The sequence below is a fragment of the Streptomyces sp. NPDC048825 genome (assembly GCF_043198355.1).
GTDB classification, from domain to species: domain Bacteria; phylum Actinomycetota; class Actinomycetes; order Streptomycetales; family Streptomycetaceae; genus Streptomyces; species Streptomyces xiangluensis.
Map to the genome: position 1 here is coordinate 299,097 of NZ_JBICUR010000001.1, position 12,860 is coordinate 311,956.

Here is a 12,860-nt window from a genome sequence, read left to right on the forward strand (position 1 = left end):
TACCGAATAGCGGGCTTGGGGCGGCCCGAACAACGGCGGACGCGGTCCAGTCGGGTGGGGCGGGGCATCCCGGCCGGGCAGTTACCTGTACGGGCTGTTTCCTTCGGTCAGCGGCGGCCGTCGAAGCGGTCGTCATCTGTATCGGTGGGTAGGGTGTCGAGCTGGTCGGGGTCGGCCAGTTCGGTCAGTCCGTGCACAGCGGCGTCCATGCGGTCTGGGCTGTCCATTCCCTCGACCCAGGTGGCCATCTGGCCTTCCAGCTCCGGGAAATCGCCAACGTGGTGCACGAGTTGCTGTTCGTAGAGCTGGGCCACGGGGGCAGCCCGCAGGCGTTTGCCGACCTTGGCCGTGACCTCCAGGATCATGGGCATCAGGAGCCCCTTGGTGACGCCCTCGCGGCGCAGCTGCTCCCAAGCCTGAGTGACGATCTGCCGCGCCATGTCGCCGCCGTAGTTCTTCTCGACCACGATCGCGTCGGCCTTGAGCTCGAGCGCGAGGCGGCATGCGGCCAGGCCCCAGTCGTTGGCGCCCATCGACCCGGATCGGTCGGCGAGGACGTACAGCTGGCGGTCGAAGTCGCGGCCGACGCCGATGACTCCGGTCTCGTCCCCGACGGTGGACTCTCCGCCGGCCGGGTCGACGGCGACGACGATGCGCGCCATGTCGAGGCCGGAGAACTGGACGGCGTTGATGCGGGCGGTGTCGATCCACTGGCGTTTCCAGACGCCTCCTTCCGGCGGCCGGGGTTTCTGCATGTAGAGGGCGCCCCAGACGCGTTCGCCGACTCGCTTGCGGGTTTTGGCGTGGTGGGCTGCGTCGAAGCGTGCGGGCCACAGCGGTTCACCGAGTGCGCGGCCGAGCGGGTCGTCGGGGCTGTCGGCGAGGGCGGGCAGGTCGATGACGCGCCAGGCGTCGCGTTCGGTGGCGAGGATGCGTCCGGCCAGATCGTCTTCGTGCCACCGGGTCTGGATGAGGCAGATGGCGCCGACGGGTTCGAGGCGGGTCTGCAGTACCGAGGTCCACCAGTCCCAGGCGCGCTTGCGCATGGTGGGGCTGTCGGCGTCGGCCATGTCCTTGACGGGGTCGTCGACGATGGCGATGTGCGCGCCGCGTCCGGTCAGGCCGCCGCCGATACCGGCGGCGAGCAGGCCGCCTTCGCCGCCGACGATGTCGAAGCGGTTGGCGGCCTGGCTGCCTGGTTTCAGCTGGATGCCGAGGTCGTCACCCCAGGTGGTGATGGCGTCCCTGATCCACCGTCCGTGGTCGTCGGCCAGGTCTGCGGAGTAGCTGGCGATCATCATGCGGTGGCCGGGGTTGCGGCGCAGGTACCAGAGAGGTGCCCAACGCGAGGCGCGTCGGCTCTTGCCGTGCCGCGGGGGCATCGTCAGCATCACGCGGTCGCACCGGCCTTCGGCCATGTCGATGAACGCCTGGTCGATGAGGTCGAGGTGAGGCGCCTGCATCTCGCGTCCCCCGGTGAGGACAGCAGCGAGGACACCCGGTGACCGGTCCATGGCCAGTTGGCGTTCGGCGTACGCCAGTTGGGCACGCAGCGTAGGCGACGCGGCCCGAGAGATGGCGCGTCGTTGCGCCGGTGGGAGCGTCTTGTAGTGGGCGATGACCTTCGCGTAGTCCCGCCGAGTCATGCGCCGTCCAGGTCGGTGAGGGCGATCAGGGCGCTGAGTTCGTCCGCGGTGACATCCTCGACCTGGACCGGCCCGCCGTCCGGGCCAGACAACTCCGTCCTGGCGGGCATGTCGAGGCCGAGCAGCCGTGCACGGCGTTCCATGACGCGGAGCGTTCGGTCGATGGCTGCGAGGTCCTGGTCTCGGACGGCCTTCTTGTAAGCGACGAAGAACAGGCGGTCGAGTCGGTCGGCCTCCAGCGCGCGCAACTCGTCGACGTCGTCGTTCAGTTGGGCTCGGCGGTCGGCGAGCGCCGTACGGACGTCCCGGCACGCGGCGTGGATGAACGCCTCATTGGTGGGCGGGTCTTGGTCTTTGCGATACCGCTCGATGCCGTATCCCTGCGGGTAGGCGATGCCGTCGGAGTTGACGGTCGGGTCGGCGGCGAGCTTGCGGGCGATCGTCAGCCAGTCCACGCCGGCGAGCCGTAGATCAATGGCGTCCGAGCGGCGGCGCGCGATGGCCGCACGCGCGGCTTTGTCGGGGCGTCCCACGGCGGGGGTCCTTCACAGCTCGGGTGCGCCCCCGCGCCCGAGCCCATGATCCCACTTCGCTGTGGCTGGCCTGCTATCAGCGCGTCTGAGGCGGGTGCGGTCCCCTGCCCTGCACGATGCGATGAGCCCGGCGTCCTTGTCACTGGCATCAGCTAGGTTTGGGCTTGGTTGCTACGGGAGTGACGGAGGGACGGACCGTGAGTGATGTAGGCGAGCGGGCCAAGAATCGCTTGATCATGCTCGATGGTCACTTCGCGCACCCGGTGAGAGTGGAGCATGTCGAGCCCATCGGGACCGGCGTCCTTCTTGTCAGGGTTCGGCACGCCAATGGAGCGCCCGATGAAACTCAGGTGCTGGAATCTGAGCTTGACGCTGCTCTTGCGAAGATTGCGCCAAAACCTGAGCTGGTCAACGCGCAGGATCTGTTCCTGTGGGTGGAGTCGCAGCGAATTAAGCACGCCTTTGCTCACGATCCGCTCTTCGCTGTTTCGATGAGCGGCGTTCGCGGCCTGCCGCATCAGATTGAAGCGGTATATCGGCACATGCTGCCTCAGCCCAGGCTGCGTTTTGTGCTCGCGGATGACCCCGGTGCAGGTAAGACGATCATGGCCGGCCTGCTACTTAAGGAGCTGAAACTCCGAGGGGCGGTAGAGCGAATCCTGATCCTCAGCCCTGCTCCGCTCACCACACAGTGGCAAGACGAAATGCTCGACAAGTTCGACGAGCAGTTCGAGATCGTGTCAGGCGAGCAGGTCCGTCATCAGCTTGGACAGAGTCCCTGGGAACGCTTCCCTATGGCCATCAGCAGCATCGACTTTGCTAAGCGTGACGACGTGCGCGATGAACTTCTCCGTGCCCAGTGGGACCTGGTCATCGTTGATGAGGCCCACAAAGCATCGGCATTCACGAAGCGTGGCCGTGACGAGCGGGTCGTCAAGACGAAACGGTACGTGTTGGTGGAGGGGGTAGCACAGCAGGCAGATCGGTTGCTACTGCTCACAGCGACGCCGCACTCTGGCGACGAGGACAGGTTTACACGCTTCTTGGGACTACTGGATCCCGATCAGTTCTCGACACCCGACCTCGTGAAGAAGCAGATTTCGGATGACGGGAATCCGTATTTCTTGCGGCGCCAGAAGGAAGACCTTGTAGACGAACAGAATCACGCACTATTCGTCGAGAGGCATGTCCGCACTCAGCCGTTCCAGCTCTCGACCGCAGAATATGCGCTGTACCAGGAAGTTACTGAATATGTGAACACCTACCTGGGGTCGAGTGGAGGATCGAGGGGTAACGCGGTCGCTCTGGCGCGCACCGTTCTCCAGCGTCGTCTCGCGTCGAGCCTGGGTGCCATCAGGTCCTCGCTGGCCAAGCGAGCCGACCGCTTGAGCGATCTGGTCGATCAGCTGACCGCCATGGACCCCGCTGATCGAAACCGGCGTTTGGCCGCACTGGGGCGTATGCCGGCGGACTCAGACTTTGAAGACGATGGGGAAGCCGAGTCGGACGACATCGACGAGATCGTCGATGACGCCCTGGCCACGGAGGTGAGCAGCGCGGAACAGATCTCCCAGCTGCGTACCGAAGTAAGCGAACTCCGCAAGTTGGTCTCCCACGCGGACAGAGTCCGAGCCCAGGGAGACGAGCGGAAGTTGGTGGCTCTCCGAGAGTGCCTAGCGAGGGCCGAGTTCGAGGAGTTGCGGGACGGCCGCGGGAAACTCCTCATCTTCACGGAGCACCGCGACACCCTGAGCTACCTGGAGGAAAACCTCCGTCGTCGGGGCTACTCCGTCTGCACCATCCACGGCGGTCACTCACCAGCGGACCGGAAACGCATCCAGCACGACTTCCGGCAGAACAAACAGATCTGCATCGCCACCGAAGCGGCCGGCGAGGGCATCAACCTCCAGTTCTGCCACCTGATGATCAACTACGACCTTCCCTGGAACCCGGTACGCCTGGAACAGCGCATGGGCCGAGTGCACCGCATCGGTCAAAGCGCAGACTGCTGGATCTTCAACTTCTGCGCCACCAATACGATTGAGGGCCAGCTGCTGGCAGGTCTCCATGCTCGCCTTGAAGCGATGCGCGCCGACCTGGACGGCCGTGTCTACGACGTGATCGGCGAGCTCCTCACGATCAACGGCATCGACTTCGAACGGCTCGTCAAGGAGACGCTCGCCAACCCCACCCGGGCCAACAGGGACGCCGCGGTCGCCGCGATCAACCGGCTCAACTCGGAGAAATTGGCCGAGTACGAGAAGGACACAGGGATCGCCCTGGCGAAGAAGTACGTGGACATCGACTGGGTCCGCGGCCAGAACTTCCTCTCCGACGAGCGTCGACTCATGCCGGAATACGCGGAGGCGTTCTTCCTGCGTGCCGCCAGTCGCCAGCGCCTTCGTGTTGAACGCCGAGCGGATCAGCTGCTCCGCATCGAGCACGTCCCCGTCGCCCTGCGTAGCGAAGACCTTGCGGCGGTGAAGCACCGGGGCCGCCCGGATTCCGAATACCGCAAGCTCACCTTCCGGAAGGAGGAACGAAGCCGCGTCGAGCACGAGGACTCGGTGCTGTGTTCACCCGGCCACCCGCTGTTCGCGGCGCTTGCTGAGTCTCTGGAACGTGATCTCGCTGCTGACAACGTCCCCCAGGGAGCTGCAGCGTTCGTGGACCCGGGCGCTCTGGCCCCGTACTTCGTCCACCTCTTTGCATATGAGGTGATAGGTGAGGACGTCCACGGCACCTCGGAGCTCGCGTTCGCAGAGGTCGTGGCAGTGATAGAGGACCAGGACGGCCTCCACCGGGGGCCGGCAGACGTCCTTCACACGCTTACGCCCGCAACCCCCGTGGAAGCGCGGAAGGCTGCCGCTCTTTCGCCAGACCAGATCAAAACCGCGACCGACTGGCTGCGAGTGGAGATCCAGCTTTCGCGCAGTACGGCGGAGCGAAACAACCGGCTCGATCAAGCCAAACTCCGCGCCTCATACCTTGAGGAGGCGATGGACGCGCAGAAGCGACGGCTAGAGAGCCGATGGGACACCTACGATGCCAAGGTCGCTGCAGGTGATGACTCGTACCGGCTCCAGCGGGACAACGCTGCACGGCAGCTCAAGGAGCTGAAGCATCGACGGGCCTCCAAACTGGAGTCTCTCAACCGCCTCGGTGTCGTGCGCTCAGGCAAGGTGACGCACCTCGGCTCCGCCTCTGTAGTGCCGCCCCACAGGCCAGAGCACCCAGACGTCGACGTCATGCGTCCCAACAGCAAGGAAGTCGAGGAGGCCGCGATTGAGGTCGCGATGGCTTTCGAAGCGGAACAGGGCTGGGAGCCCGAATACCTCGGACACCTGATGGACGGCAGCGGCTTTGACATTCGCTCGACACGGACGCTTCCCGACGGGAGCTCACAAGTGCGCCGCATCGAGGTAAAAGGCCGCAGCGCCGCCTCGGGCGACGTAGGCCTGTACCGGACCGAGTGGTACGCCGCCCAGCGATGGGCGGCAGGATTCTGGCTCTACGTCGTCTACAGCGCGACGACGAACCCTGTACTGATGAGAGTGCAAGACCCGTACCACACACTGCCCAATGTGTCCGAAATCCGGCAGGTTACCGGCTATCGCGTACCAGGCGCTAGCATCCGAGCTCACGCGGTTATTGAGACGAGAGCTGCGGAGCGAGAGGAATAGAGTGCGCGACAGCAGTGACAAGCGGCTCATCGAAGACGTCATCCCGATCGACGTCATCAGCCGCACGAGCGCCAGCGAGAAGGTGGGCGGCCGCGTCGGCCACCCCGCATCGCTGCACCTCTGGTGGGCTCGTCGACCGCTCGCAGCCTCACGCGCTGCCGTTTACTCCGCCCTTGCGCCGGCCGAAGGTCGGACTCGCACTCTCGAAGAAGAGTCGATCTTCTTCGACGCGCTCTGCACTTGGGGTGCCGAAGACCACGCCATTCGCACAGCGCGTAGCGAGATACTCGCCGCTAGCAAGGACGGCCCGCCGAAGGTCGTCGACCTCTTCTCCGGCGGAGGCGCTATCCCCCTGGAGGCCCTGCGCCTGGGGTGCGAGGTCACGGCCAATGAGCTGAACCCAGTGGCTCACCTCATCGAACGCATGCTCCTGGAGTTTCCGCAGAGCTATCCCGGTCTCGCTGACGACGTGCGTAAATGGGGTCAGACCTGGGTCGACGCGGCCTGGCGCGACCTGTCGGACTTCTACCCGACCGTCGACGGTGGCACTGGGCAGCAGCACCTCCTCGCCGACGATGAAACCGAGCAGCGTCTTCCCCTGGCATATCTGTGGACACGAACCGTGCGCTGTCCCAACCCAGCGGCGCCCGAGCACGACGCCCATCTTGTGCGGCAGACCTGGCTTGGCCGGAAGAAGAACCGAGTCGTTGCCCTCAAGCCCGTGGTTGACCGCGATGCGTTGTCGCTGCGCTACGAGGTGGTTACTGGAGCGACTGAAGATGATCTTGGGTTTGATCCCGCTGAGGGCTCGCGAGGCGGCCAAGTCACCTGCCGCATTTGCGGCGCACCAGTGACGAGCAAGCACGTCAAGGACGAGGCACGTGCCGGTCGCATGGGTACGGCACCGCTAGCAGCCCTCGCGGCAAAGCCGGGTCGGCGGGGACGCGACTACCTGGCCGTCGGCGAATATGAGCTTCCGGACGATGCGGAGTGCCTGAAGCGCCTTGAGGAACTGGCGGTTGATCCGCTCAACGAGCCGCTTCCCGGCACCATGCGCATCACAGGCGGTACGTGCATGGTTTACGGGTTCTCTCAGTACCGTGATCTGTTCACTCCCCGGCAGCTTCTTGCGCTAAGCACATTGGCCGCAGGTATCCGCACCGTGCACGACAAGGCTTGTGACGAGGGCATGGAGTCGGGGCGCGCAGCCGCACTGTCGACGGCATTGGCCATGGCACTGAACCGGGTCGCGGACCGACTGTCGAACCTGTGCCGCCTTGACACGAAGAATGAGGGTGGAACGAATACGTTCGCCCGCCAGGCGCTGCCGATGGTGTGGGACTTCTATGAGGCCAACCCGTTCGCGGGGGCCTCTGGGGACGTGCGTAAGTACCTCAAGGAAACCGCCGACCTCATCGAACGGCTGTCTACTCTTCCGAACGCTGCAAATGTTGTGCGTGGGTCCGCCGCCTCTCTCCCGCTGCCTAGCGACTCCCAGGACGCGGTCATCACGGACCCGCCGTACTACGACAACATCTCGTACGCGGACCTGTCTGACTTCTTCTACGTCTGGCTGAAGCGGTCGGTCGGTTTCCTGTACCCCACGGATCTCGGTGGGGAGCTGACGCCGAAGAGGAACGAGGCAGTGGTCGCTGCCTATCGCCACTCCGGCAGCAAGGATGACGCGCGTCGGCACTACGAAGATCTCATGGAGAAGGCGTTCAAGGAAGCTCATCGGGTACTCAAGCCCGGCGCACCGCTTGTCTGTGTCTACGCGCACAAGACCACCTCGGGGTGGTCCAGCCTGGTCGAGGCACTCAAGAGTGCAGGCTTCACGATCACCGAGGCATGGCCCCTCGACACCGAGATGCCGGAGAGGGCCGTCGGTCGCGGAACGGCCAGTCTCGCCTCGTCGATCTTCCTTGTCGCGCGTAAGCGCAGGCCCGACGCAGGTGTAGGCAGTGAAGCCGAGGTCATGGCTGAGCTCGGTCAGATCATCCTGGAGCGCCGTGCGCGACTGGAGGAACTTGGCATCACGGGCTCGGACCTGGTCATTGCCACCGTCGGGGCCGGCCTTCGAGCTCTGACCCGGTACGAACGCGTCGAGCAGGACAACGGCGAGGTGCTGCCCGCTGAGACCTTCTTGGAGATGGTCCAGAGCCGTGTGCTGGACGCGCTCTTCGAGGGGCTCGCCGGCACGGACCCCGTTACCCGCTACTACGTGGCGGCTCAGTACTCCTATGGGTACGCGGCAGTCCCCTTCGATGAGGCCAACAACCTCGCTCGGATGACCGGCGCCAACCTCGACGGATCCGGCGGCCTAACGACCGGTCCCAACCCACTCGTGTCCAAGGTTAAATCCACCGTCGTCCTCAGAGACTTCGAAGACCGTGGCGACGACGGTCGCCTGGGACAGCCAGACACCGAAGCCAGCGGGACGATGCCGCTCTACGAGATTGAGTCATCCGTCGCGCCGCCCCTCATCGATGTCGCGCATGCTGTCCTTTGGCGTGCAGAACACCGTCCTGGAGAGGTTCGCCCCTATCTGATGTCCGTGAACGTGGATGCTGCCGCGCTCCGCCAAGTCGTCCAGACCCTGGCGGGTCGGGCCCTGCGTGCCAGCTCAAGCGAGACGAAGAGCCGAGAGGCAAGCGCGGCAGAGCGGCTGCTGGTGTCGTGGAGGACGATCGTTGGTGAACGGGGGCTGCTCTGAGGTGCTGGCCATCCACAACGTTGAAGTACAGGGGGTTGGAACGCTGTGAGTTCGAGCTATCGGCTGTCGCCCTGGACGCAGGTTGCACGTCCGCATGATGACGTTGCGGCAGGCGTCCTGGACATGGGGACCTACGCGGCCAACCTGGCCGGGGTCTTCAGAGGCCGGGCGGGTATCGCACCCGTCTACACGGACGCCGGTAGGTTCTATCAGGCGACGTATCTCACCAAGAAGATGGGGGAGTTGCTCACGGACGTCATGGACGTCCTCGCGGGTGGAACCGGCTCCCACGTCCTTCAACTCCGCACTCCCTTCGGCGGCGGTAAGACCCACAGTCTTGTGGCCCTCCTCCACCTGGTTCGCGACCGCGCCACCTCCGTTGCTGCTTGCCCGGACTTGAAGGACATTGCTGATCCAGGCGACGTGCAGATTGCCGTGTTGTCTGGAGAGGAGCTCGACCCTCTCTCGCCGATGAGCGCAACAGGAATCGAGACGCACACTCTTTGGGGAGAACTCGCAGCGCAACTCGGACGCTACGAGCTGGTAGAGCAACACGACCTGACGGGGTCCGCCCCGGGCGGAGATGTCCTCCGGCAGGTCATTGGTGACGGTCCGACCCTCATCCTCCTCGACGAGGTCTTGATCTATGTCGAGAAGGCCATGGCGCTTCAGCGGGCAGAATCCACCGCCGGCCGTCAGGCCATGCTGTTCGTTCAGGCGCTCACGGAGGCCATCAGCGCGCAGCCGCGTGCCGCCATGGTCTACAGCCTTCAGGCCAGTGTCGGCGAGGCAGTCGGCGCTGAGGGGTTGTTGAGCGATCTGGACAAGCTCGTCGCCCGAGTTGATGCCAAGCGCGAGCCGGTGTCAGGCGACGAGGTTCTCCGCGTCGTACAGCGGCGGCTCTTTGCGGAGCTCGGCGACGAGGAGATCCACCGAGAGGTCGCACGGTCGTATTCCGACGTCCTTCGGAGGCAGCTGCTGGCCACCGCGGAAACCGGGGACGCACGCCGAGAAGCCGAGGCCGCGGCGGACTCCCTGGAGAACCGGGTACTGGCTGCGTATCCCTTGCACCCCGACCTGCTTGATCTCATGTACCACCGCTGGGGGTCTCTGCCTTCATACCAGCGAACCCGTGGCGCATTGCAGTTCTTGGCGGCAGTCGTCCACGCCTTGTGGAAGTCGGGAGCGAAGAGCCCGCTCATCGGGCCGGGTGACGTCGACTTCACTGATGAGGCGTCTCGCGGTGCGTTCTTCTCTCAGGTCGGAGAGAGGGAGCGGTACACGTCCGTGCTGTCGAGCGACGTCACCTCGGAGGGCGCGGGGTGCACGACGGTAGACCGGACGCTCGGGGCTGACAGCCCGACGATCGCGCAGCTTCGGGTAGGGACGCGCGTTGCCACCGCCATCATGCTCTACAGCTTCGGAGCACGTGAGGGCGAAGATCGCGGCGTTCTCGAATCGGACCTTGTTCGAAGTGTCCTTGTTCCCGGCCTGACCCGGAACATCGTCATTTCCGCATTGCACGATCTCCGTGAGGAGGAGCTGTACCTCCACTACACGGGACGTCGCTACCGGTTCGAGCCGACTCCCAACCTGACGAAACTCGTACGGGACGAAGCCAGCAAGCTCAACTCCAATGAGGTGCTCACCGAAGTTCGGGCGGAACTCGACAAGCAGCTGCAAGGCAACAAGGGCGTAGCTCTGTGGCCGGAGACGCCTGGCGGCATCCCTGACGAGCGTCCCCTATTCACAGTTGCCTACCTGCATCCGGACTGGTCTGAAGACCGTGATTCGCCGGAGAGGTTCATTGAACAGGCCAGCAAGGGAAGTCCACGGCGATATCGCAACGGACTCGCCCTGGTCCTTCCCGACAAGGCCCAGTTCGACCTCGCCCGACACGCCATAAGGCTGCGCTTGGCCGCCAAATCACTCCTGGACCAGCACAGGAAGTACAACTTCAGCGCCGAGCAGATCGAGGAACTTCAAGATAAGGCGGCCAACGCTCGACGCGACGGCTCTGCGGCCATCGGTGCCGCTTACAGCACCGTGGCCATCCCCACGCGATCGAGGTCAGGCGACGCGCCCTACGTGCTCGAGCCTTCAGATCTCCGCACGATGCTGGCAGCAGGCCGTGCCCTCCACGAACGTGTAGTGGAAGCCCTTAGCCAGCGCGTGTTCAGTTCTGTCACCACCGCGAAGCTCGTCGCCTTGGCGGGCCTAGGACCGGACCGGAAGACGGTCATCTGCGCTGACCTGGTGGACTGGTTCTACAGCTACTACGAGTTCACCAAGCTCTGGGACAAGAAGGTCATCGCCTCGGCCATCGCGAACGCAGTCAAGACATCCGAACTCGGCTACGTAGTCGGGCTTGTGCGAGAAGGGGAAAAGATCGCTCCCCGCGACGCTCGGCAAATCCGCTTCGGGGAACGCCTCACAGTCGATGAGATCGACCTCTCAGACGACGCCGCGATCCTCTGGCATGACTACGCCCGTGAGTGCCTCCAGGCGACCATTGAGCCGCCCCTCAAGGAACCCGAATTCGACGAGCCCTCAGCGCCCCAGCCCACTCCGCAGTTGCCGACTCCAAGTCCGCACGGAGGCACGTCGCAGGGAGGTGTGCCCGCTGCCCCAACTCCCAGTGATAATGTCCGGGTTGCGGACATTCAGGCGGTCCTCGATAGGTCTGGCCTCTTCAACCTGCGGCGCGCCCTATCCTGGCTTTCGGACCAGTCGGGCCTGGTTCGCATCGAGCTCAACATCCACGCTGAGGGAGAGTTCGACCGGGTTTCCTTCCGGAACGGCTTGGTAGAGCCTCTAGAGGAAGCAACCGAGAATCTCGACGTCAACACGCAGTAGTGCACGCACTGTTGCCCCAGATGGACCAGCGGTGCACGCATGAGCAGATGGCTGAGCGCCGAGTTGACGGGTCGCCGAGCTCTGGGTATCTGACCGCGGCTCGGTTGCCAGTCAAGGCGGCTAATTCGCCGCTGGTTGGAGTCGTAGGCCACCAGAGCGGGGCCCGGGCCAGGCGCGCGAAGTTCGCGAGCGCACGGTGGGGCCGCTGCGGCGGCGGCCTGAACATCCGATGCCAAGTCCCTTGCATCAAGAGGAAGGGCGCCGGTCGCTGGAAAATACGGGTGCGCACTGCCTGCTCGCCGATACGGTGAGCTACTGAATTGGTGCGGGGAGAGACGATGCAGCAGGATGTGAAGCCGGAGAAGCTCGTGCTCGCGGTCGCGAAGGCCATTGAGGCCAAGTTCACTCGTGGGGACTGGCTAGCACTTGCCTACGAGACGGGTTGCGCCGACCGAGTCCGGGAGCACCCCAGACTGCTGCGCAGTCTGGACTGGAATGACGAGGACTATTCGGGCCATGTGCTCGACATGGTCGAGGCGATTCTCCGGCCGTCTGGCCGGACCGTCGGTAACGGTCCATACCTGATCGCTACAAGGGCCATCGATGCAGCGAACTTCGCCGTCGCTGAACGAATGCTTGGACTCCCGGAATGGCTTGCCCAGCACGAGCCGGTCCTCTTCAGCGACATTTACGGCAGCCAAGTGGCTGACGCGGGCGTGGATGAACTACAGGCTGCGGCCAAGGAACTCGGCCTTGTAGATGTCGACGAACATGCCGCCCGTATCCGGCGGGGCATCCGAGACGACCCAGCGCAAGCGATCGGATCAGCTAAGGAATTGGTGGAGACCGTCCTTAAAGCAGTGCTAGGTCTTCACGGCAACGGACCAGAAACGAAGAAGGACATCCCGTACTTGTTGAAGGAGGCCAACATCGCTCTGGGCCTGGATCCGGCGGGAGTAAGGGGCAGCGAGCCAGGGGCCGCACAGCGCCGCAAGGCGCTTGGTGCTCTCACGAATCTCGTGAACAGTATCGCGGAGCTACGGAACGCTGGGTTCGGGACCGGTCACGGACTAAGCCAACGTCCCACGCTGGATGTTGCGACGGCGCGGCTGGCAGTGTCCGCGGCCGTCACTGCTGCGACCTTCTACATCGAGGCCCACGCTGCGGAGCAGGCGTAGCCAATCAGCGTCGCCCCGACAGACGGCCCTTGTGGTGCGACGTCGCCCTCACTCCGCTGCACGGACGGCTGTCGCTGGGGCCTGGCGTGGGGGCGATCCCCCAACTGAGGAAGCGTGCGACGTGGCCGAGTCGGTCCGTGCCTCCGGCCGGAGGCCACATTGGGGTGGTCGCGTCCGGTCCCGACTAGGCTGACCTGCCTGAGTCAGACTGCAAGGGTGTGCAGGCAGTGGCCGGCCGTGTGGGAGCGCGG

6 protein-coding genes are annotated in these 12,860 nt (G+C 64.6%); 4 read left to right on the top strand and 2 right to left on the bottom strand.

Translation table 11 applies throughout. The annotated features are described in order from the left end of the window. Positions 1-107: 107 nt before the first annotated feature. Together ACGFNK_RS01405 and ACGFNK_RS01410 are read right to left on the bottom strand one after the other, a co-directional pair. A complete protein-coding gene (locus ACGFNK_RS01405; protein ID WP_393410789.1) occupies positions 108-1,646 on the bottom strand; it encodes a terminase large subunit domain-containing protein in 1,539 nt (512 codons plus the stop codon). Next, positions 1,643-2,179, bottom strand: coding sequence for a hypothetical protein (locus ACGFNK_RS01410; RefSeq protein WP_393410791.1), 537 nt, complete (start codon positions 2,177-2,179; stop codon positions 1,643-1,645). The genes ACGFNK_RS01405 and ACGFNK_RS01410 overlap by 4 nt, the downstream gene beginning before the upstream one ends. A gap of 197 nt (positions 2,180-2,376) precedes the next feature. On the opposite strand from ACGFNK_RS01410, the gene ACGFNK_RS01415 reads away from it, so the two are divergent. The 4 genes from ACGFNK_RS01415 (at position 2,377) to ACGFNK_RS01430 (ending at position 12,609) form a co-directional block, all read left to right on the top strand. Next, a complete protein-coding gene (locus tag ACGFNK_RS01415) occupies positions 2,377-5,862 on the top strand; it encodes a helicase-related protein (protein WP_393410793.1) in 3,486 nt (1,161 codons plus the stop codon). A 1-nt stretch (position 5,863) separates the two neighbouring features. Further along, positions 5,864-8,575 (top strand): DUF1156 domain-containing protein, encoded by a 2,712-nt coding sequence (locus tag ACGFNK_RS01420; protein ID WP_393410795.1) that lies wholly within the window; start codon positions 5,864-5,866, stop codon positions 8,573-8,575. A gap of 123 nt (positions 8,576-8,698) precedes the next feature. Next, complete coding sequence (locus ACGFNK_RS01425) at positions 8,699-11,431, top strand: ATP-binding protein (RefSeq protein WP_393410797.1); 2,733 nt, start codon at positions 8,699-8,701, stop codon at positions 11,429-11,431. A gap of 338 nt (positions 11,432-11,769) precedes the next feature. Beyond that, positions 11,770-12,609, top strand: coding sequence for an abortive infection family protein (locus ACGFNK_RS01430; protein ID WP_393410799.1), 840 nt, complete (start codon positions 11,770-11,772; stop codon positions 12,607-12,609). Positions 12,610-12,860: the final 251 nt, after the last annotated feature.